Annotated in this window: 21 protein-coding genes; 15 read left to right on the forward strand and 6 right to left on the reverse strand. The window is 71.4% G+C overall.

All coding sequences use genetic code 11. From position 1 onward, the window contains the following. Position 1 precedes the first annotated feature (1 nt). From IEY73_RS02475 to IEY73_RS02490, 4 genes are read right to left on the reverse strand one after another with little or no spacing between them, the layout of a single operon-like run. Positions 2 to 1873: an anthranilate synthase family protein gene (locus tag IEY73_RS02475; protein WP_306661463.1), complete on the reverse strand. Its 1872-nt coding sequence runs from the start codon at positions 1871 to 1873 to the stop codon at positions 2 to 4. Further along, positions 1870 to 2493, reverse strand: coding sequence for an isochorismatase family protein (locus IEY73_RS02480; protein ID WP_189077348.1), 624 nt, complete (start codon positions 2491 to 2493; stop codon positions 1870 to 1872). The genes IEY73_RS02475 and IEY73_RS02480 overlap by 4 nt, the downstream gene beginning before the upstream one ends. Before the next feature lie 3 nt (positions 2494 to 2496). Further along, complete coding sequence (locus IEY73_RS02485; protein WP_229715393.1) at positions 2497 to 3279, reverse strand: 2,3-dihydro-2,3-dihydroxybenzoate dehydrogenase; 783 nt, start codon at positions 3277 to 3279, stop codon at positions 2497 to 2499. Between the two features lie 20 nt (positions 3280 to 3299). Then, entirely contained in the window at positions 3300 to 4466 is a 1167-nt protein-coding gene (locus tag IEY73_RS02490) for a 3-deoxy-7-phosphoheptulonate synthase (protein WP_306661464.1), read from the reverse strand. A gap of 626 nt (positions 4467 to 5092) precedes the next feature. Here IEY73_RS02490 and IEY73_RS02495 point away from each other — a divergent pair. The 12 genes from IEY73_RS02495 (at position 5093) to IEY73_RS02550 (ending at position 16770) form a co-directional block, all read left to right on the forward strand. Further along, positions 5093 to 5698: a TetR/AcrR family transcriptional regulator gene (locus tag IEY73_RS02495; RefSeq protein WP_229715395.1), complete on the forward strand. Its 606-nt coding sequence runs from the start codon at positions 5093 to 5095 to the stop codon at positions 5696 to 5698. Positions 5699 to 5817: 119 nt separating this feature from the next. Then, positions 5818 to 7041 (forward strand): IS701 family transposase, encoded by a 1224-nt coding sequence (locus IEY73_RS02500; protein WP_189077351.1) that lies wholly within the window; start codon positions 5818 to 5820, stop codon positions 7039 to 7041. Next, complete coding sequence (locus IEY73_RS02505) at positions 7038 to 8141, forward strand: NAD(P)/FAD-dependent oxidoreductase (protein WP_189077352.1); 1104 nt, start codon at positions 7038 to 7040, stop codon at positions 8139 to 8141. Before IEY73_RS02500 ends, IEY73_RS02505 begins: the two co-directional genes overlap by 4 nt. Continuing rightward, entirely contained in the window at positions 8131 to 9576 is a 1446-nt protein-coding gene (locus tag IEY73_RS02510) for a DHA2 family efflux MFS transporter permease subunit (RefSeq protein ID WP_189077353.1), read from the forward strand. Before IEY73_RS02505 ends, IEY73_RS02510 begins: the two co-directional genes overlap by 11 nt. 68 nt (positions 9577 to 9644) lie before the next feature. Next, entirely contained in the window at positions 9645 to 10604 is a 960-nt protein-coding gene (locus IEY73_RS02515; RefSeq protein WP_229715396.1) for a cucumopine synthase-related protein, read from the forward strand. Then, positions 10597 to 11718: an NAD(P)/FAD-dependent oxidoreductase gene (locus IEY73_RS02520; protein ID WP_189077354.1), complete on the forward strand. Its 1122-nt coding sequence runs from the start codon at positions 10597 to 10599 to the stop codon at positions 11716 to 11718. Before IEY73_RS02515 ends, IEY73_RS02520 begins: the two co-directional genes overlap by 8 nt. 70 nt (positions 11719 to 11788) lie before the next feature. Further along, positions 11789 to 12826, forward strand: coding sequence for an SAM-dependent methyltransferase (locus IEY73_RS02525; RefSeq protein ID WP_189077355.1), 1038 nt, complete (start codon positions 11789 to 11791; stop codon positions 12824 to 12826). 55 nt (positions 12827 to 12881) lie between these two features. Beyond that, a complete protein-coding gene (locus IEY73_RS02530) occupies positions 12882 to 13268 on the forward strand; it encodes a cupin domain-containing protein (protein ID WP_189077356.1) in 387 nt (128 codons plus the stop codon). Beyond that, complete coding sequence (locus IEY73_RS02535) at positions 13265 to 14311, forward strand: pyridoxal phosphate-dependent aminotransferase (protein WP_189077357.1); 1047 nt, start codon at positions 13265 to 13267, stop codon at positions 14309 to 14311. The genes IEY73_RS02530 and IEY73_RS02535 overlap by 4 nt, the downstream gene beginning before the upstream one ends. Positions 14312 to 14340: 29 nt before the next feature. After that, positions 14341 to 14784: a VOC family protein gene (locus tag IEY73_RS02540; protein ID WP_189077358.1), complete on the forward strand. Its 444-nt coding sequence runs from the start codon at positions 14341 to 14343 to the stop codon at positions 14782 to 14784. A 65-nt stretch (positions 14785 to 14849) separates the two neighbouring features. After that, positions 14850 to 15839 (forward strand): ParB N-terminal domain-containing protein, encoded by a 990-nt coding sequence (locus IEY73_RS02545; RefSeq protein ID WP_229715398.1) that lies wholly within the window; start codon positions 14850 to 14852, stop codon positions 15837 to 15839. Positions 15840 to 15915: 76 nt separating this feature from the next. Beyond that, positions 15916 to 16770: a class I SAM-dependent methyltransferase gene (locus IEY73_RS02550; protein WP_189077360.1), complete on the forward strand. Its 855-nt coding sequence runs from the start codon at positions 15916 to 15918 to the stop codon at positions 16768 to 16770. Positions 16771 to 16778: 8 nt separating this feature from the next. On the opposite strand, the gene IEY73_RS02555 is transcribed toward IEY73_RS02550, so the two are convergent. Continuing rightward, positions 16779 to 17624 (reverse strand): class I SAM-dependent methyltransferase, encoded by an 846-nt coding sequence (locus IEY73_RS02555; RefSeq protein ID WP_189077361.1) that lies wholly within the window; start codon positions 17622 to 17624, stop codon positions 16779 to 16781. Positions 17625 to 17833: 209 nt separating this feature from the next. On the opposite strand from IEY73_RS02555, the gene IEY73_RS02560 reads away from it, so the two are divergent. Further along, positions 17834 to 19030 carry a cytochrome P450 gene (locus IEY73_RS02560; protein ID WP_229715399.1) on the forward strand — a complete coding sequence of 399 codons (1197 nt, stop codon included), beginning with the start codon at positions 17834 to 17836 and terminating at the stop codon, positions 19028 to 19030. Between the two features lie 130 nt (positions 19031 to 19160). Here the strand turns inward: IEY73_RS02560 and IEY73_RS02565 are convergent, their stop codons facing one another. Next, a complete protein-coding gene (locus tag IEY73_RS02565; protein WP_189077363.1) occupies positions 19161 to 20207 on the reverse strand; it encodes a class I SAM-dependent methyltransferase in 1047 nt (348 codons plus the stop codon). Positions 20208 to 20333: 126 nt separating this feature from the next. On the opposite strand from IEY73_RS02565, the gene IEY73_RS02570 reads away from it, so the two are divergent. Beyond that, on the forward strand, positions 20334 to 20504 hold the full coding sequence (locus tag IEY73_RS02570; protein WP_189077364.1) for a ribbon-helix-helix domain-containing protein: 171 nt from the start codon (positions 20334 to 20336) through the stop codon (positions 20502 to 20504). 13 nt (positions 20505 to 20517) lie between these two features. Then, positions 20518 to 20862 carry a VOC family protein gene (locus IEY73_RS02575; RefSeq protein WP_189077365.1) on the forward strand — a complete coding sequence of 115 codons (345 nt, stop codon included), beginning with the start codon at positions 20518 to 20520 and terminating at the stop codon, positions 20860 to 20862. Positions 20863 to 20992: the final 130 nt, after the last annotated feature.

The following is a 20992-nucleotide window of genomic DNA, read 5'->3' on the forward strand; positions in this document are numbered from 1 at the left end:
CTCAGCCGAGCAGTTCGGTGAGCAGGTCGGCGGTGATGCGCAACCCGTCAGGGGTGAGCACCGACTCGGCGTGGAACTGCATGGAGGCGAAACCGGGCCCGCGCAACGCGTGCACTTCGCCGGTCCGCGGATCGCGGCTGACCTCGACCATCCCGACGCCCGCGCACTCGATCTTGCCTTCGTCGCAGTGCGCCGCGAACGTGTTGTAGAAGCCGGTCAGCTCCCGCGCGCCGAAGAGGGTGATCTCACGCTGCACGCCCTGGTTCGGCACGTCCAGACGGACCAGGGGCAGGCCCAGGCGAAGACTCAGGATCTGATGGCTCAGGCACACCGCCAGCAGTGGCTGCCGGCGTGCGAGCAGCCTGGCGGCGACCGCGTCCATCGCCGCGATCCGGGGGTGGGCGCGGTCGCGCGGGTCGCCCGGGCCGGGCCCGAGCACGACCAGATCGTATCCGTCCAGTCCGGGCGCCTCGTCGAAGCGGCACAGGGTGACCCGCAGGCCGAGCGAGCGTAGCTGGTGCGCGAGCATCGCGGTGAAGGCGTCCTCCGCGTCGATGATCAGCACCCGCCGCCCGCGCAGCCATGGCGCCGGGCCGGGTGCCGCTCCGGCCAGCCAGAAGCCCGCGATGCGCTCGTTGCGCCGCCCCAGGGCGGCACGCACCTTCGGGTGGCCGGCCAGATCACCCTGCTCGCCTGCCTGCAACGCGGCGAGCAGACCGGACACCTTGGCCCTGGTCTCGGCCGCCTCGGCGACCGGGTCGGAGTGGCGCACCAGGGTGGCGCCCGTGCCGATGCGCAGCCGGCCGTCCGCGTCGATGTCGGCCGTGCGGATGAGGATCGCCGAGTCCATGACGTGCGCGCCCGCCGCGTCCCGGCCGATCAGCGCGACCACGCCGCTGTAATAGCCACGCCCGCGGGTCTCGTGGCGGCTGATCGCTCGTGCCGCGTTCTCCAGCGGGCTGCCGGTGACGGTCGGCGCGAACAGCGTCTCCCGCAAGGTTTCCCGGGGATCGCGAGTGGTCTTGCCCTCGATGAGGTACTCGGTGTGTGCGAGCCGGGCCATCTGCTTGAGGTACGGGCCGGAGACACGGCCACCGCCGTCGCAGATCCGGGCCATCATCTTGAGCTCCTCGTCGAGCACCATGTAGAGCTCGTCGGTCTCCTTGTCGTCGTCCAGGAACTCCAGGACGCCGCGCAGCGTGGGACCGGCGTCCGGGTAGCGGTAGGTGCCGCTGATCGGGTTCATGACGGCGGTGCCGCCGGACACGCTGACGTGCCGCTCCGGCGTCGCGCCGACGAATGTCCGGTCGCCGGTGTGCACCAGGAACGTCCAGTAGACGCCCGACTCGTCACGCAGCAGCCGCCGGAAGAGCGACATTGCGTGCCGCACGGTGAACCCGGTGATCCCGGCGGCGAACGAGCGCATCACGACGAAGTTGGCGCCCTCGCCGCGGCCGATCTCCTCGGCTACCACCCGGCGTACCACCTCGGCGTAGTCGTCGTCGGTCTGGTCGAAGTCCGCGCCGGTCATCGGGGTCGGCAGGTCGGGCAGGCGGTCCAGGACGTCACCGACGGCCGCGGTGTCCTGCGCCGTCACGGCCATCGTGAGCAACGGAGCGCCGTCGTCGACACAGGCGAACCCCCGCTCGGTGATCTGCCGGTAGGGCACCAGCGCGAGCACGTCATGCCGCGCTCCGGCGCCGGCCTCGGGCACCGGGATGTCGGCCAGGGTGCGCACCGCGGTCACCTCGCCGAGCAGGACCTCCACCGCGTCCGGGCCGGTCGTCTCGGGCCGGTGCAGCAGGGCGAAGGCGGGCGGCTCAGGCCCGAGCACCCCGGCCAGCAGATCGTCCTTCTCGTCGGCCCCCGTCACGTCAATACCTCCTTGACAGTGGTGACCACCGCGCAGCGCCGGGCCGCGTAGTCGATCGCCATCCGGTGGTGCTCCGCGGTGAAGTCCGCGACCGCGTCCGCCACGAGGAACGGCTGGACGTCGTGGGAGAACGCGTCGAGCGCGGTCATCAGGACGCCGACGTGCGCGTAGACGCCGCAGATCAGGAGCTGGTCGCGGCCGCCCGCCCGCAGCCGCCGCAGCAGGTCGGTGCGGAAGAACGCGCTGTAGCGCCACTTGGTGAACATCCAATCGCCGGGTCGCGGCGCGAGCGGTTCGACGATCTCCCGGTCTGCGGCGCCGGCCCGCATGCCGGGGCCCCAGAAGTCCTTGAGCAGACCGCGTTCCTCGTCGGTCATGTCGCCGGGCTGCGCGGTGTACGCGACCGGCATGCCGAGATCCGCGCACCGTTCTCGCAGCCAGGTCGTGTTCTGCACCAGTTCGTCGCGCAGGTCGTCCGGGAACGCGCGCAGGAAGTACCCCTGCATGTCGTGGATGAGCAGCACCGCGCGGTCCGGGTCGGCGGTCCAGCCGGCGACATTGCCGGGGAGCTCCGCAGCGGTGGGAATCGGGTACGGCGTGATGGCCGGGATGCCCGTCACGGGTCACACTCCGAGCGTGGCGCCGCCGTCGACCGTGAGGTCGTGCATGGTGATGTGCGACGCCCGGTCGGACAACAGGAAGACGACGGCCTCGGCCACCTCGGCGGGCGTGGCGATCTTCCCGAGCGGGATGCCCACCCGGTATTGATCGAGCCGGCCGTCCAGCGTCGCGCGCGGTCCCGTCTCGTCGTGCCACATGTCACGCAGCATCGGCGTGTCGGTCGATCCCGGGGCGACCACATTGCACCGGATGCCGTACGCCGCCACCTCCAGTCCGAGGCACTTGGTGAACATCGTCGCCGCGGCCTTCGAAGCGCAATAGGCAGCCATGCCCGTCCGCGGGGTGCTCGCCGCGTTGGAGGCGACCGTCACGACGGCACCCCGCGACCGGGGCACCATCCGCTGCACGGCCGCCCGGGAGACGTTGAAGACGCCGGTGGCGTTGACCGCGAAGGTCTCGGCCCAGTCGGTGTCGCCGAGCGCGCGTGCCTCGCCCAGACGCAGCACGCCTGCGGCGTTGACCAGGTAGTCGAGGGGGCCGACCACCTCCTCGGCACGGTCCACGGCGCGGCCCGCGTCCGCAGCCGAGGTGACGTCGGCCGGTATCGCGGTGGCGGCCAAGCCGTCGGCGGTGAGTTTCTCCACGGCCGCGGCCAGCCGGGATGCGTCCCGGTCGACGGCGGCGACGCGGACGCCGTGCTGGCCGAGGGCGCGGGCCACGGCCGCGCCGATCCCGCCGGCGGCCCCGGTGACGAGCGCCACCCGGCTGTGCGATGAATGGTCCACTGTGCGAATCCCTTCTGGTGCTATCCGCGCCATGCCGAGATCACGGCGACGGCCTGGGATGGATTGAGGCGTGGATCGCAGAGGCTGGTGTACGCCCGCCCGGCATCGTGCAGGCGCTCCGCGTCGGGCACGCATTCGGTGACGTCGTCGGGTGTGGTCTCCAGGTGCAGGCCGCCCGCGACGCCGCCCGCGGACCGGACGGCCTCGTGGAACAGGCGGACCTCGCGCACCACCGTGTGCACGAGGCGCGTCTTGTGGCCGCCCGGGACCGTGACGGTGTTGCCATGCATGGGGTCGGTGAGCCAAAGCACCGGATGACCCGCGGCCACCGTCGCCGCCACCAGCGGCGGCAGCTTCTCGGCGACCGCCTCGTGGCCCATCCGGGCGATCAGGGTGAGCCGGCCCCGTTCGTGGGCGGGGTCGAGGAGCTCGCAGAGGGTCAACAGCTCATCGGTGGTCATTCGGGGCCCCACCTTGCAGGCGACCGGGTTGGCGACCCGGGACAGCAGGGCCACGTGGGCGCCGGCCGGGTCCCGGGTGCGCTCGCCGATCCACGGCCAATGGGTGGAGGCGAGGAACGGCCGTCCCTCGTGGCCGCGCAGCATCGGCAGCTCGTAGTCGAGCAGGAGGGCCTCGTGACTGGTCCAGACGGCCGGGTCGATGGTGCGCCGCACGCCGGAATCGTCGGCGTCGGGCCAGCCCAGGTGGCCGACGACGGCCCGGGCGGCCCGATAGCCCGCGAGCATGCGCCGCGGGTCGGGCCGGCGTGCGAGCGGGTCCGGCTCGGGGCCGTTGACCATGTGGCCGCGGTACACCGGCAGTTCGTGGCCGCCGACGCGTTCGGTGGGCCGCGACCGGGGCTTGGCGTACTGTCCCGCGATCCGGGCGGCGCGGATCACCGGTCGATGCGTGATCATCTTGAGTTCCCCGGCCAGGATGTCGAGCAGTGCCGCCTTGCGGGCGACGTGCCCGGGCAGGGATTCGGCGAAGGATTCGGCGCAGTCGCCGGCCTGGACGACCACGGCCTCGCCGGTGGCCGCGGCGGCGAGCTGCCGGCGTAATTCGGCGACGTCCTTCCCGCGGACCAGGCCCGGCGTCACCGCGAGGCTGGCGCGCACCCGGCGTACCAGTGCGATGTCATCCCATGTGGGCTGCTGGCCGGCCGGAAGAAGGGTGCAATCCCGCACGATCTCGTCGATGAGATTGGCGACAACCGCGCCTTCTCCGGCTAAATCGGACGTTTCCTCAGGTGGCGAATCCGTGGTCAGCAAGAGTGCCCCCGTTGGTCGGGCGTTTCTTGGGAAAGGATCACCGCGTTAATGGTCCGCGGGCCCTTTCGCGGTCGAATTCCTCCGCGGCCGGCGCCCCTCGCGCGGTGGTGGGCGACGGTGCTGCGGATGAATTCCGATAAGGGTTTTAAGATCGATCCTGCTCGAACATGCGCAAGTCTCTGGGGTCGAGATCCGGGCCTGCAACCTGCTGCTGGGGACTTCGTCAGGTCCGATGCCACCCCTGGTTACGACTCGTTCCCGGGGGAATGGCCCGGCACCCCGCTGACCAGGCAGGAATGGCGATATCCGTGGGTATCGGGCGTGCACGTGCACAATCTTTTGATCTCTCGGGTCCACAGAGGACAGCGACATAGATCGATGCAAACGAACGCTTGGGCGTTGTCCACTTGCACTCACGGGTGTAACGTCCTGATTGATTTGCGGCCGGAGTCGCGCAGGCCCATCCGGAGGACGCGATGTCGATCAAAGGAGCAATACCTCAGCCCAGCCGCCGCGGCCAACCTGACAAACGTCGCGCGATCTTGCACGCCGCCCGGGACGTCTTCGGACGTGAAGGTTATGCCGGCGCCAACCTCGACGTGATCGCGTCCGAGGCCGAGGTGTCCAAACGCACCATCTACAACCATTACACCGACAAGGAGGACCTTTTCCTCTCGGTGATCCTCGAAGGTTCCACGCAGGTCGCCGAGGTGCACAAGAACATCGCCGACCGGCACCTGAGCAACATTGTTGACACCGAGCAGAGCCTGGTCGACTTCGCGGTGGAGTGGGCCAATTCTCCCGCCGCGTTTGCAGGCCATTTCGCGCTGGTCCGCACGATCAACGCGGAGGCCGCGCGCATCTCGCCGGCGGTCCTGTGGGCGTGGCGCGAGACCGGCCCGCTCGCGTTCCAGCGCGAGCTCGCCCGGCACCTCGGACTGATCGGCGGACGCGGACTGCTCGACGTACCCGACCCCGAAGCCGCCGCCACGCACTTCAACCTGCTGACATTCGTGAGCGTCATGCAGCCGTCGTTCTATTTCGCGGTCCCGCTCGGCGAGGCCGAGGTCAGCGAGATCGTCATCGACGGCGTCAAGACCTTCCTTCGACTCTACGCACCGCCTCGGCACCCCGTCATCGCGCACTGAATCCCACCCGCTCGCCGGCCGTCAGCCGTGCGCCCTCTCGGCGCCCGGCCGGTCACCGCTGCGCGGATCCGGCACCCGAGATCCGGATCCCGCGTGGCGAGAATCTCTATGGGGGACACATGGTTTGGGAAGTCGTCCAGGACCTCGACGGTCTCTACGCCCCGTTCGACCGGGCGCGTCCGGCCGAGATCAAGCCCCGCACGGGCCGCCCCGTAGGCGAGGTGCTCGACGAGGTATGCGATCGGCTCTTCGCGTCCCTCGCCCGCCGCGACCAACGGTTACGCGCCCGCGACTACTTACGCGGCCTGCTCGCCGCGCCGGGCCGCAAGACGATCCGGAACGTCGCGGCCTTCGTCGGCGGATCCGGGGTTGACCAGCGCCTGCACCACTTCATCAGCGACTCGTCCTGGAACTGGGACGAGGTGCGCCGGGCGCTCGCCCGGCACGTCACCGAGGCGGCCCCGCCGGACGCCTGGGTGGTCACCCCGGTGATGATTCCCAAGGCCGGCCTGCATGCGGTCGGGGTGAGCCGCTGTTTCTGCCGGATCCGGCGGCGGACCCTGCACGCCCAGCGCGCGGTCGGCGTGATGGCCAGCGCCGCGGGGGCGACGTTCCCGGTGAGCTGGCGCCTGCAGATGCCGCGCGAATGGCTCGACGACCAGGCGCGCCGCGCACGCTCGGCGCTGCCCGACGAACTCAGCGCCGAGACGCTCAGCGAATGCACCGCACACGCCCTGCAGGGCGTGCTGAACTCGGCGCCGGACCGGCTGCCGGTGGTCGTCGACGGCCGGGACCTCGAGTACGCACAACTACAGCTCATCACCGCGGCGGAGGGCCCGATGCTGCTGCGGATCCCGCCGAACATCCCGCTGCGGGTCAGCGACGCCGGGCTGGTCGGCCACCGGCCCGAGGTGGCGTTGCCGGCCCGGCAGATCGCCGAGGCGGCCCGGTCCCGGCGGCGCCTGCACACCTACGCGTCGGCCACCGGCGCCGTGCGCCGGCAGATGGTGTCGAGCGTGGACGTCCTGCCGGCGGTGCTGCCCCAGCGCCTGCACAGCCGGCTGCGGCTGGTGGCGGTCAGCCCCTTCACCGAGCACGCCGACGAGGAACTCTGGCTCACCAACCAGACCAGCCTGCCGATCGGCGCGGTGCTCGACCTGGCCGGCCGGCTCGCGCTGGCCGACCACGACCTCGACCTGATCGCGGAGCGCCGGGGGATCTGGGACTTCAGCGGGCGTTCCTACCCTGGCTGGCACCGCCACGTGACCCTCGCCTCGGCCGCGCACGCCGTGCAGACCCTGGCCGGCGACGAGACGGGCCGTCTGGGGCGGGTGGCCGCATGAGTGCCGGGGCACAGACCGACCTGGTGGTGATCGGCGCGGGGGTGGTCGCCGCCTCGATCGCGTTCCACTGTGCCCAAGCCGGCGTGCAGGTCACCATGCTGACCCCCGGCGGGAGCGACGAGGCCACGGCCACGCAGACGGCCGGGGCGTTCCGGACCTACTTTCCGGGCAAGGTGCACGACTCCGAGCTGGTGGCGCGCAGTCTCGCCGAGTTCCGCGCCTTCGGCCGGATGGTCGGCGCCGACCTTGCGGTCACCGCGACGGACATGCTGGTCGTGGCCGACGGAGAGCCGGAACTGGCGGCGCTCGCCGCCGAACTGCCGGACCAGCGGGCGGTCGGCGTCCGGGCACGACTGCTCAGCGCCGCCCAGGCCGCGCAGCGCAATCCCTGGCTCGACCCGGCCACGATAGCGGGCGCGGTGCTCTGCCCCCAGTTCATCCGGCTCCGGGCCGATCGGGTGTTCGGCGGCTACCTGGACGCGGCGCGGCGACTCGGTGCCCGCGTGGTGACCGGTGTCGGGATTACCGGGATTGACGCCGCGACCGGCCGGGTGGAGACCGCGGCCGGCGCCGTCACCGCCGGGTCGGTGGTGCTGGCGGCCGGCGCGGACAGCACCGGCCTGGCCGCATCGGCCGGGTTGGAGCTGCCGGTCTGGGCGCAGTTCGCCGAGTTGTTCCGGCTCGGCCCGGTCGGCCCGGACGCGGCGTCGGCGCCGTTCACCTTCCACGCCGCCGCCGGTCTCAAGACCATGGGCATGAGCGACTCGTTCCTGGTCGGTCTGGAACGGCTGAGCACCGAGAGCGGGCGGCGCGACGAATGGCGCCGGTCGGCCGCGTCGCAGGTGCACCGCCGCTACCCGCGCCTGGCCGGTCACCAACTGGTCAGTGCCTGGACCGGCGCACTCGACGCCACCGCATCGACGACCGCGGTGATCGGCCGGGCAGGCGGCCGGGTGCTGGCGGCGGCCGGGTTCACCGGCCATGAGCTGGCGCAGGCACCGATGGCCGGGCAACTCGTCCGCGACCTGCATCTCGGCCGCCATCCGGCGGTCGACCCGGCGCCGTTTGCACCGCGGGACGGTGCGCGGCATGCGGCGTGACCGGCCCTGGGCCGTGCTGTCGGTGCTGTGCGCCGGATTCTTCGTCACACTGCTGGACACCTCGATCGTCAACGTCGCGATACCCCGCGTCCGGGCCGACCTGGACGCGGGGCTCGACCAGGTGCTCTGGGTGGTCAACGGCTACCTGCTGGCGTTCGCCGTCCCGCTGATCACGGCGGGACGGCTGGGCGACCGGTTCGGCCCCAGACGCGTGTATCTGGCGGGACTTTCGCTCTTCACCCTCGCCTCGGCGCTCTGCGGAGCCGCGCCCGGCATCGACGCTCTGATTGCGGCCCGGGTGCTGTCCGGTGTGGGCGCCGCACTGCTCGGTCCGCAGACGTTCGCCTTCATCACGATCCTCTTCCCGCCGAGCCGACGCGGTGCCGCCCTCGGCGTGTGGGGGGCGGTGGCCGGGCTCGCGACGGCGACCGGCCCGCTCGTCGGCGGGCTCGTCGTCGGCGCGCTCGGCTGGCGATGGGTCTTCCTGATCAACGTGCCGGTGGGCATCCTCGGCGTGGTCCTGGCCGCCCTGCTCGCCCCCGACTCGCGGCCGGGGGCCCGGCATCGGTTCGACGTGCCGGGCACCGTCGTGATCTCGCTCGCGCTCCTGGCGATCAGCTTCGGTCTGCTGGAGGGTCAGCGCTACCGGTGGGGCCCGGTCGCCGGACCGGTGTCGATCCCGGCTCTGCTGGTCGTGGGCACCCTGCTGCTCGGCCTGTTCGTGCTGCTGCAACGGGCCGGCACCCGCGAACCGCTGGTGCCGCCCGCCCTGTTCGCCAGCCGGAACTTCACCCTCGCGAGCGCGGTGATGCTCTGCTTCGGGTTCGCGATGGCCGGGCTCGCCCTGCCGCTCACGCTCTACCTGCAGGACGGGCTCGGGCTCGGCCCCGCCGCAGCGGGCGGCGTGCTCGCCGTCGCCTCGCTCGCGTCCGGCCTGGTCGCGCCGTTCGCGGGCCGGGCCGCGGCCCGGGTCGGCCGGATCGCGCTGCTGGCCGGCGGCCTGCTCGCGTACGCGGTCGGCCTGAGCCTGGTCGCGGCGAGCGCCCAGGGTGCGGCAGGCCCCTGGCCGCTGGTACCTCCGCTGCTGCTCACCGGCGCCGGGATCGGCTGCGTGTTCATGCTGGTGGCCGAGCTCGCCGTCGGCGACCTGCCACCGCACCTGGCCGGCGCCGCGTCCGGGGTCTTCAACACCACCCGTCAGGTCGGCGGGGTGTTCGGCGCGGCCGCGATCGGCGCGCTGTTGCAAGACCGGGTCGCGGCCACCGGCGAACTCGCGCGGGCATTGCGGGAGACCACCGTCCTGCCGGTCGCGGTAACCCTGATCGGCCTCGCCTGTGTCGTCGTGCCGATGTATTTATCCCGGTCCGGAAAACCCGCTCGTCATTCTGACAAATATGGGGTCGGCATCGGCCGTGGTAATGCCGTCCGGCGCTAGTGTCGAGTCATCGGAAATCCTATTCTCTGCCCGCTCGTTTTCGGCGAGCCAAGAACGAGGTGAGGAAAGTGCGACAATTTGAGATCAGGTGGCAGCCGATCGGCGAGAGCATCCGGGTCACCCTCGACGAGAAGCACAACTCCGAGATCGTCGAGCCGTTGTGGGCCGCGATGCCCTACCGCACCCTGCAGGGCCACGCGCTCGTGGCCGGCGACTGCTTCTACCACGTGCCGCCGGCGCACGACCTCATCCACGCCACGCCGGATCACAAGGTCGACCGCAAGATCCAGCCGGACGGCACCGTGTTCTGCTCGGCCGTGCAGCACCTCACCGTCAAGTACGGAGAGCTCACCGAGCCGATGCCGACGTCGCCGATCGGCCACGTGATCCCCGAGGACGTGGCGAAGCTGCCCCGGATCGGAGAGCTGATCTGGGAGGCCGTGCACGGCAACGGGACGCCGGTGATCGCCGCCGTGAGCCACGCCGGCGAGGCCGAGGGGCACGGCGTGCGGCGCCTTGAGGTCACCGGTGCGGCGCTGCGCCCGCTGATCGAGCGGATCGCTCAGGAGACCGAGAAGGTGCTCGTCGCACCGACCGACGAACTGATCGACATGCACGAGGGAACGTTCTTCTCGGGCGCTGGGACGAAGAATTCCGTGCTGACCACCCTGGTCGCGGTGAATGGCGAGACGCGGCCACTGGGATACGTCTCGTACGCCGGTCTGGTCCGTGCCGCGCGCCTGACCGAAACGCCGTTGAAATCGCTCGTCGCCCTGGCCCGCATTCTTCTCGTCAAACCATCGGAATTCCTCGGCTACTGCGGCATGGACACGCTGTGGGAATTCACCAAGGAGGTCAACGCGGCACTGGACCAGATCGCCACCCGGGAGGACTTCGCGGCTCTCATGGCGCAGATGACCACGTACGTCAACGCGCTCGGCGCCTGGAACCTGCAGTTGTTCCCGTGGAGCCTCGCCGAGCGCACCTGGACCTATCGGCCGACCGTCAACGGGGGTGCGTATGTCTGACCGGAACTCCGCCGAGCTGGTGATCATCGGGGGCGGTGTGATCGGCACCTCGATCGCGTATTACAGCGCCCAGGCCGGCATCGACGTGCTGCTGCTGGAACAGGGGGAGTTCGGCGCCGCAACCACCGCGCAGACCGCGCGCGCGTTCCGCACGTACTTCCCCCGCAAGCCGTATGACTCGGAGCTGGCCCGCCGCAGCCTCGCCGAGTATCGCGCCTTCTCCGCCGAGACCGGCGTGGACCTCGGCCTGGCCGACCTCGGCCTGCTCACCATCGCCACCAGCCCGCAACAGGCCGCGGAGCTGGAGACCGACCTGCCGTTCCATCGAGCGGCCGGCGCCGAGCTCGAACAGCTCACCCCGGCGCAGGCCGTCGAGCGCAATCCGTGGCTCGACGCCGACACCGTGACGGCCGCGTTCTGGAATCCGCACACCTACCGGGTCAAGCCCGAGGCGATCGTGCAGGGCTATGTGGACGGTGCCCGCAAGCACGGCGCCCGCGTGGTCGGCGGGGTCACCGTCACCGGCGTGGACGCGGAAACCGGCGTGGTCGGCACCACGATCGGCGAGTTCACCGGCCGGACGGTCGCGATCGCGGCCGGCCCGGCCAGCGGCGCCGTCGGCAAGCTCGCCGGGATGGACCTGCCGGTGTGGGGCCAGTTCGCCGAGCTGCTCTTCACCGATCCGCAGGTGAGCGACGGCGACCTGCACCACCTGCCGTTCACCTTCCACCCCGTGTCCGGGCTCAAGACCATGGGCATGGGCGGCCAGTTCCTGGTCGGGCTGGAGCGCATCTCCAAACAGGAGGGCATGCGCGACATCTGGTTCCAGGCGGCCGTCGAGGAACTGCCCAAGTGGTACCCGCAGCTACAGAACGTCCGGCTGCGCAGCGCCTGGACCGGCACCCTCGACGTCACCGCCACCAAGTCGGCGGTGATCGGCCGGGGCGAGGACGGCTTCGAGCGGATCCTGTTCGCGGCCGGGTTCTGCGGGCACGGCCTGGCCCAGGCGCCGCTGGCCGGCCAGATCGTGCGCGACCTGCATCTGGGCAAGGACCCGGAGATCGACCTGACGCCGTACTCACTCGCCACGCACCGGGCCCGTCTCGAGGCTTGATGTCCAGCCCGGCGTGCGTGCGAGTTCCCCCGGCCCGCCGCACGCCGGCTCCACCAGAAAGGGATCCCCGATGCCGCAGGCAGCGACATTGCTTCCGCAGTGGCGGGGCGAGGCGGTCACGCCGCTGCACCCCGACACCGCCTTCAACGGATTCATCTGCGCCCATGTGGTGCACGCGTTGCAGGGACTCGGCCTGCTCGACGAGCTCGACGGCGGCGCCGTGGACCTCGCCGGATTCAGCGCCGCCCACCGGCTCGACGCCGACGTGGTCCGCGCCCTCGCCGCGGCCGCGGCCCGCTTCGGCTACCTGGAGGTCCGCGACGACCACGCCGTCGCCATGCCGCTGATCGCCGACGCCCGCCGGGTGCTCGGCTTCTTCACCTGGGGCGTCGGGGGATACCACGACGTCTTCGCGCACGCGGCCGCGCTGGCTCGCGGCGAGCGGCGGTTCGGCGTCGACCTGCACCGCGACGAGGGCATGGTGGCGCTCGGTTCGGCGCAGGCCGACCGCGCGCTCATGCGGCATCTGCTCGACGAGCAGATCGCCCAGCTCGACTTCGGGCTCCTGGTCGACCTCGGCGCCGGCGTCAGCGAACGGGTCTCCCGCCTGGTGCGGGGGCGCGCCCGGAGCCGGGGCATCGGCATCGACATCAGCGAACCGGCCACCGAGCTGGGCCGCCAGACCGTCGCCCGGTACCAGTTGTCCGACCGGGTCGAACCGGTCTGCGCCGACGTGCTCGACATTCTCTTCGCCGGGCACCGGGTCGGGGCGGCCGAGCAGGCCGACGTGGTGATGAGCTTCATGTTCCTGCACGACCTGCTGGCCGATCCGGTGCGGCGCGACCAGGTGGTGCCCCGGCTGCGTGACGCGTTCCCCAAGGCACACACGTTCCTGCTCGCCGACACCACGGTCAGCCCGGCCGGCGGCGACGACGACCGATTGCCGATCTTCTCCAGCGGGTTCGAGCTCGCCCATGCGCTGATGGGTGTGCCGATCTACACCCGCGAGCAGTACGAGCGGCTCTTCGATGCCGGCGGCATGCGGCTGCGGCGCACCGTCGCGTTCGGCGCCCCGCACACCTACCTGTTCGTCCTGGAGCCGGCATGAGCGACTGCACCGAGCGCAGCGAGGGCCAGGAGCGCATGCCAAACGGAGGCCCCGCATGAGCGACTGCACCGAGCGCACCGCCGAGATCGTCGCCGAGCTGCCGGTGCCGCTCGCGGTCGCCGGTCACCACCGGCCGGCGCCGTTCTATCTGACCGCGCAGATGTTCGGCGGGCTGCCGGTGCAGCTCGCCGGCGGTGAGCTCAGCGCCCTGGTCGGCGAGCCGGTCGCCGAGCCGCACCGGCACGAGGTCGACGAGATCTATCTGCTCGTCTCACCCGAACCCGGCCAGGCACGCATCGAGGTCCTCTGCGACGGCGTCCGCCACGAGGTGGTCTCGCCCGCCGCCGTACGCATCCCGGCCGGCAGCGAGCACTGTTTCGTCACCAGGGAGGCGACGGTGGGCAGCTACTGCTTCGGCATCCTGCTGGGTGACCGGCTGTGAACGCCCGCGTGCTGGCCTCGCCCACCGTCTACAACGCCAGTGTGCCCGACGCCGACGCCCTGGTCCGGCTGCACCTGAGCGAAAGTCCGTACGGCGCCAGCCCCGCCGCCGTCGCCGCCGCGACCGAGGCGCTGAGCCGGATCCACCGCTATCCGGCGCCGCAGCGCGACGCCCTGGTCACCGCCCTGGCGCGGCACTGGGACGTCGGCGAGGACCAGATCGCGGTGGCCAACGGCAGCGACGAGCTGGTGCTGGCCACGGCGCTCAGCCTCGGCGAACGGGACCTGCCGGGGCTGGTCACCGCGGGCACCTTCCCGGGTTACCGGGCGGCCCTCGACCGCACCGGGCGGGGGAGCACCGCCCTGCCCTTGGACGGCGCCGGCCTCGACGCCGCGGCGTTCGCCTCGGGCCTGTCCGCGCACGGCATCGGGTACGTGTGCAACCCGCACAACCCCACCGGTGGCGCGCTCGGCCCTCCCGCGTTCGCCACGCTCGTCGAGGGTGCGGCGACGTCCGGTACGCCGCTGGTGGTGGACGAGGCCTACCAGGAGTTCGCCGCCGGACTCCCGCAGACCCGCGACTTCCTCGACGGGGGTGCGCCGCTGATGGCCCTGCGCACCTTCTCCAAGGCGTACGGGCTTGCCGCGCTCCGCATCGGGTACGCGGTGGGACGTGCCGACCTGATCGCCGAGGTGCGCCGCACGCTCACCGTCCTGCCGTTCAGCGTCAACCGGGTGGGGCAGGCGGCGGCCCTCGCGGCCCTCGCCGACCAGGACTTCCTGGACAGTGTCCGAGCGGCCGGGGACCGCCGGCGCCGCTGGTTCTGCGCCGAGCTGGACCGGCGCGGCCTGCGCCACCTGCCGTCGGTGACCAACTTCGTGGCCGTCCGTGTGAGCGACGCGTCCGTCGCACAGGACGAACTCGCCCGGGTGCACGGCATCCTCGTGCGCGACACCGGGATCTTCGGCTTCCCCGGCCATCTGCGCGTCTCGCTCGGCGACGAGGCCGAGCTGCGCCGTTTCCTGGACGCCATCACCGCCTGAGACGCCATCACCGCCTGAGGAGGACTCCCATGGTCATGCCGATCCCAGACGGGTATCCGCAGCTCGTCGCGTACCTCACGGTGCGGGACGGCAACGCGGCGATCGACTTCTACCGCCGCGCGCTGGGTGCCAAGGAGATCGAGCGGCACACGTTGCCCGACGGACGGATCGCGCACGCCCAGATCCAGCTCGGCGCTGCCGTCGTGATGATCTCCGACGAACTGCCCGGCCTGCCGGCGCCCGCCACGCTCGGCGGCACCGCGGTCACCCTCTACCTGTTCGTCAACGACGTGGACGAGGTCTTCGCGGCCGCGCTGGAGGCGGGTGCCACCGCATTGCGCCCGGTGCAGGATGCCCCCTTCGGCGACCGGACCGGGCAGATCCTCGACCCGTACGGCCATCGGTGGAGCATCGCCACCCACGTCGAAGACGTCGACCCGGCCGAACTCGACCGCCGGATGGGCACCGCCTGAGTCTCCGGCCGCAGGTTCGCCGGCGCCGCCGGCAGGACACCCCCGTGGAGAAGGAAGGCCGCACTGTGAACGCTCAGCCTGTCGCCGCCGCGGCCGAGAAGGCCCGGATCCGGCTCACCGACATCGCGGCGTCTGATTCGCCCCGCCTGTCCGGGGTGAACGACGAGCACGCCCGCCTGCTGGCGAACTCCGATGCGGTACTCCCGCCGATCCTCGTCAACCGCCGCACGATGCGCGTGGTCGACGGCGCGCACCGTCTGCAGGCGGCGAAGCTGCGGGTGCAGGACGCCATCGACGTCGACTTCTGCGACTGCGACGAGGACGAGGCGTTCGTGCTCGCCGTCGAGAAGAACGTGCTGCACGGGCTGCCGTTGTCGCGGGCCGAACGCACGGCGGCCACGGAGCGGATTCTCGGCACCTATCCGGACTGGTCGGACCGGGCGATCGCCACGGTGGTGGGGCTCTCGCACAAGACGGTGGGGGCGATCCGGCGGCGGTCCGGCAGCGATGCCGGGCAGATCACCCATCGTCGCGGCCGGGACGGCAGGTTGCGGCCGGTCGACGGCGCTGCGGCCCGGGCCAGGGTGAGCAGCGTGCTCGCGGAGAGCCACGGCGCGTCGCTGCGCGAGATCGCCCGGGAGGCGGGCGTGAGCCCGGACACCGTGCGGCACGTGCGCAACGACGCGCGTCGCGCCGAGGCGCTGCCGGCCCGGCCCCAGCCCCGGGCTGTGCCCGGCCCGGACGGCGGGCACCGCGGCGCGCCCGAGCGGGCCAGCCGCTCGGTCCGGCTCCCGCAGGCCGGCCCGGCCGACCGGTCCGCGGTGCTGCGCAACCTGCGCAGCGATCCCGCCCTGCGGTTCCGTGAGTCCGGACGCGTCCTGCTCCGCCTGCTGGACGTCTACGCGCTGGATCCGGACGACTGGGCTCGGATCAGCCGGGACGTGCCCGCCTACCGGGTGGCGGGCATCGCGCAACTGGCCCGCGAGTGCGGCCGGATCTGGCAGAACTTCGCCGCCGAGGTGGAGCAGCGGCAGCGAGACGCGCCGCAGACGTAGCGCAGCGGCAGCGAGACGCGCCGCAGACGTAGCGCACCACGCCAACCGACACACCTGCGAACCCAGGAGATCCGACATGACCGAGCAGATCGTCGCCGAACCCAGCAGCACCGCCGTGCGCACCGCGCTGTGGCGTGCTCTGCACGTGCAACACGACGCCCCGCCGGCGGTCTTCGACGACCAGCTCGGCCTGCGCCTGGCCGATCCGGGCGGCGACTGGCGGCGGCGCCCGGACATGGACCCGGACGACAACCCGTTCGCCCGCGCGGCGGTGATCACCCGGGCCCGGTACGCCGAGGACCTGGTCGCCGAGAGCGTCGGCCGCGGCGTCGGCCAGTACGTCATCCTGGGCGCCGGCCTGGACACCTTCGCCCAGCGCCGGACGGACCTCGTCCCGCCGTTGCGGGTCTTCGAACTCGACGCCCCCGGGGCGCAGGCGTGGAAGCGGCGGCGGCTGGCCGAACTCGGCTTCCACGTTCCCGGGCTGCACTTCGTGCCGTACGACTTCCAGCCGGGCCGGTCCTGGCCGCAGGCTCTGGCGGCGGCGGGGTTCGACGCCGGACAACCGGCCGTCGTCGCGTCGCTCGGCGTCAGCACTTACCTCAGCCGGGAGGCCATCGTGGCGCTGCTGCGGCAGGGCACCGCGCTGGCGCCCGGTTCCGTGCTGGCCACCACCTTCCAGCTTCCGCTCGACATGGTCGAGCCGGGCCCCCGGGAACTGCGCGCCCGGGTGGAACAGGCCGCCCGCGCCTCCGGTACGCCGTTCACCGGGTTCTTCACCCCCACAGAGATGCTGGACCTGGCCCGCGACGCGGGTTTCCGCACCGCCGAACACCTCCCCGCCTCCGCCCTGACCGCCCGGTATTTCGCCGGCCGCGCCGACGGCCTGCGCCCCTCCAACGCGGAGGAGCTGCTGGTCGTCACCACGTGAGGGGCCGCTCAGGTGTGCGCCAGCATGAACGGCTCGCCGGCGGCCGGCCGGAAGTCATCGGTGCGGCGGGCGAAGTAGCGCGCGGTCACCTCCTCGGTGGACACGTACCGGGTCTGACGGAATCCGGCGTCCCGGGCCAGGCCCAGGATCTCGTCCGGGGTGAAGTAGCTGCGGAAGTGCACCCGTGGTCCGGGCTGGGGGGTGTCCGCGGCGTCGTCCGGCGGTTCGTCGAAGGCGGTGGGCAGGATGAAGGTCATCGCCAGCGTCGATCCGGCGGCGGACCGGGCGGCTTGGCGCAGGGTGTCGCGCACCGCCTCCTCGCTGAGATACATGGTGACGCTGGCGCACGCCATCACCGCGGGCCGCGCCGGGTCGAAGCCGCTGTCGACCAGGCGGTCCCACCACCGTTCCCCGGTCTCGAAGTCGACCGGCACCCAACGCTGCCAATCCGGGGAGCCGTGACCGAGTTCGGTCAGCCGCCGCCGCTTCCATTCCTGGGTGGCGGGCTGGTCGATCTCGAACACCCGCAGCCGGCCGGCGAAGTCGGGCCGGCGCTGGACGAAGGTGTCCAGTCCGGCGCCGAGGATGACGTACTGGGTCACGCCGGCGGCGCAGCGCTCGGCCACCAGGTCCTCGACGAACCGGGCCCGGGCCACCACGCCGGCCCGGAACCCGCGCATCCCGTCCCCGGCCATGTCGGGACGCCGGTGCCAGTCCTCGCCGGGTGCCACCAGGCGCAGCCCGACCTCGTCCGCGATCACATGCGGCGGCGGGTCGGTCCGCACGTGCAGGGCCCGCCAGAGCGCCACCCGCACGGCCGTCTCATCCGGCACCTTCGTTTTCTCGGCAGGCACGACAAATTCCTTTCGAGAGGGGGGAGAATGGGGGATGTCCCGGTTACGAGTTTCGAGTCACCGAATCGGCGCGTCAAGCGAGCGACCGGGGAGATTACCCACTCGGACGGCCCGCAGCCGCCGCGGTCGCCTGCCTTGCCAGCCGTCAAACCCGCTGCCTATAACCGATGAGACGGTAAGCGCCTTTCGACAGGACGGAATGAATGACCATGGCCGACCGGGAAATGCCATACGCTTTCGACCCGCTCGCTCCGGGCGTTTCCGACGATCCTTATCCGCACTATGCGAAGCTGCGCGCGACCAATCCGGCATTCGAGCACCCGGCGGGATTCTGGATCGTCACGAGGCACGCAGACGTGGTCCGCCTGCTGCGGGCCGACCACTCGGTGGAGGACGACAACGTCGCGAAGAGCCGGATCCATGCCCTGTCCATGATGGACCAGGACCCGCCGGACCACACCCGGTTGCGCAGGCTGCTCACCAAGGTGTTCACCGAGCGCGCCATCAACGGGCAGGCGCCACTGATCACGCGCCTGGTCGACGAGGCGCTGGACCGCGTCGAACGCCAGGCGGCCGAGCACGGCCGGGCCGACCTGGTCACCGAGCTGGCCTATCCGCTCCCGCTGCTGGTGATCTGCGACATGCTGGGCATGGAGGCCGACTATCACTGGCTGCGCGAGCGGGCCGAGGTCCTGGCGCACTCCCTCGAACCGGTCGCCGAGCCGACGCCCGAGCTCATCGCGGCGATCACGACGGCCGAGACCGAACTCGTCGACCGCGTGGCCGCGGTGATCGAGGCCAAGCGCCGCAATCTCGTACCGGAGAATCCGGATCTGCTGACCCAGCTGATCCGGGCCGAGGACGGCGGTGACGTGCTCAGCGACGAGGAACTGATCGCCCAGGTGGTGCTGCTGTATCTCGCCGGTTATGCGACCACCATGAACCTGCTGGCCAACGGCGTGGTGGCGCTGCTGCGTCACCCCGGGCAACTGCGGCTGCTGCGCGAACGCCCGGACCTGGACGTCAACGCGGCCGACGAGGTGCTGCGGTATGACACCTCCGTGCAGTACTCGCGCCGGATCACCCTCGCGCCGCACGAGGCCGCCGGCACGGTGATCCCCAAGGGCGCGACGGTGCTGGCCGGCCTCGCCTCGGCCAACCGCGACGAGGAGGTCTTCGGCCCCTCCGCGGCCGAGCTGCGCCTGGACCGGCCGAACGCGCGCCGGCACGTCTCGTTCGGCGGCGGCCCGCATCACTGCCTGGGCGCCGCGCTGGCGCGACTGGAGATCCGGATCGCGCTCGGCCGCCTGGTGCGCCGGTTCGATCGGCTGGCGCTGGCGGACGACGTCGCCTGGCACCGGCTGATGATCACGCGGGGCCCGGTCGCGGTGCCGGTCACGGTGTGAGACGCCCCCGATCCCGGACACGCCCCCGATCCCCGGACACGCCCCCGATCCCCGGACACGCCCCCGATCCCCGGACACGCCCCCGGCCCGGCACCCGTACGCGACGGGGCCGGGCCGGCGGCGTGCCGGGTCACCGGGGCTTGTGGCCCGACTGAAGGTTGAGACCGCCGCTGGCGGCCAGTCGCACCGGCTTGGCCGGTCGCAGGCCGGCGGCGCGCTGCCAGGCGGCCATCTGCGGCGGCGACCAGGTGCCCGACTCGCTGGCCAGCGCGAAGTAGAAGTCGCGCAGCGCGGCGAGCTGCTGGGTCTTTCCCTCGCCGCTGGCGGCGGGGAACTCGGCGATCGTGTAGACCCCGCCGGGGCGTAGCGCACGAGCCACCTTGGCGGTGAGTTCACGGTTCTGTTCGTCGCTGAAGTGGTGTGCGACGCCGATGATCACCACGGCGTCGTAGCGTTCCACGCCGAAGTCGTCGGTGAGCGCGTTGCCGGCCTGGTGGCGGACCCGGTCGCCCATCCCCTCCTCGGCCAGCAGCGGCGCGGCGTGCCGCACGGCGTCGGGAAGATCGAGCACGACCGCGCGCAGCGACGGGTGGCGGCGGCACAACGCGACCGAGTAGGCGCCGTGCGAGCCGCCGATGTCGAGCATGTCGGTGGCCCCCTCGGGGACCGGTACGGCCTTGGCCACCATGCCGGTCTGCCCGGTCGTCAGGCACTTCATGCCGCGCTGATAGGAGTCCCAGACCTCGTCGCTCATGCCGGTGTGGAAGTCCAGCGGCTTCCCGCTGCGCAGGTACTCGTCGGCCCGCTGCATCAGTCCCAGCTCGTAGAACTGCAGCATCAGCTTGTCGTTCACCGCATGCGGGCTGGTGGAGACCAGCCACTTGCGGGACAGCGGGCTCAGCTCGTACCGGTCGCCTTTGGCGCGCAGGTATCCCGACGCGGCCAGCGCGGGCAGCAGTTTCGCGGTGCTGCCGGGATCGGTGCCACAGCCGGCCGCGATCTTCTCGGCGGTGGCGGGACCGTCGGCGAGGGCGTCGAAAACGCCGACCTTGACGGCCGCCATGATGACGTGGACGTACGTGCCCGCCACCTGGGTATCGAGCACCGGCCGCGCGATCAAATTGGACTTGACCAGCAGCCATTCAATGGGATTGCTTGCCATTAACCCGAATCGCATGGGCCGAGCATAACGACGGCCGACCGTTCTGTTAACTCATTACATCCGGCCTCTTGCGAACGGGAGGACGCACATTTCCGTACGCGCGAACGGGTCCTCGGCAATGCCGTGTGCTAGCATGCTAGTATGACTGCTGAGGAGGTCAGGCAGTTCAATGTTTACCTGCCGGTTGATTTGATCCGGGAGGTCAAGCATTATGCCATCGACCGTGAACTGTCGCTCTCGGCGCTGGTCGCCGAGGCGCTGCGTTCGCATCTCGCCGAGCGCCAGGGAAAGAATCAAGACGGAATCGTGTGAGAGGAATCCAGACATGACGACCCGTGGTGTCGAAGGTGTTTACGTCGAGACGCACAGTTGGGGCAAGACGGCCAAATTCCTGGAGTCGCTGGGCTTCAAGGTCGATTTCGTCACCGAGCACGGCTCCGGGATGCTCAAGCACGACGAGGGGCCTTATTTCGTGGTGAGCGAGGTCCCCGAGGAGCGCGCGCCGCAGGCGCAGTTCGTGCTGCGCGTGGCGGATGCGGCGACCTTCAAGCCCGACCCGATCGTCGAGGTGGTCTCGGAGTTCGAGCCGACCCACTGGGGCACCCAGCGGATGGTGGTGCGCGACCCGGACGGTCGCGAATGGAGCATCGAGGCCCCGCTCGCAAGCTGAACATTGAACCTTTTTCAACGTGGCGAGGCCGGCAGGTGCCGCCACTGGCCGACGGCGCGCAACCGACGGGCTCGATGCCAGGTTGAAAAAGGTTCATTCTGTGGTCGCCCCTGATGGCCCTTCGGGCGTC

Source organism: Mangrovihabitans endophyticus, assembly GCF_014646155.1.
GTDB lineage: Bacteria > Actinomycetota > Actinomycetes > Mycobacteriales > Micromonosporaceae > Actinoplanes > Actinoplanes endophyticus.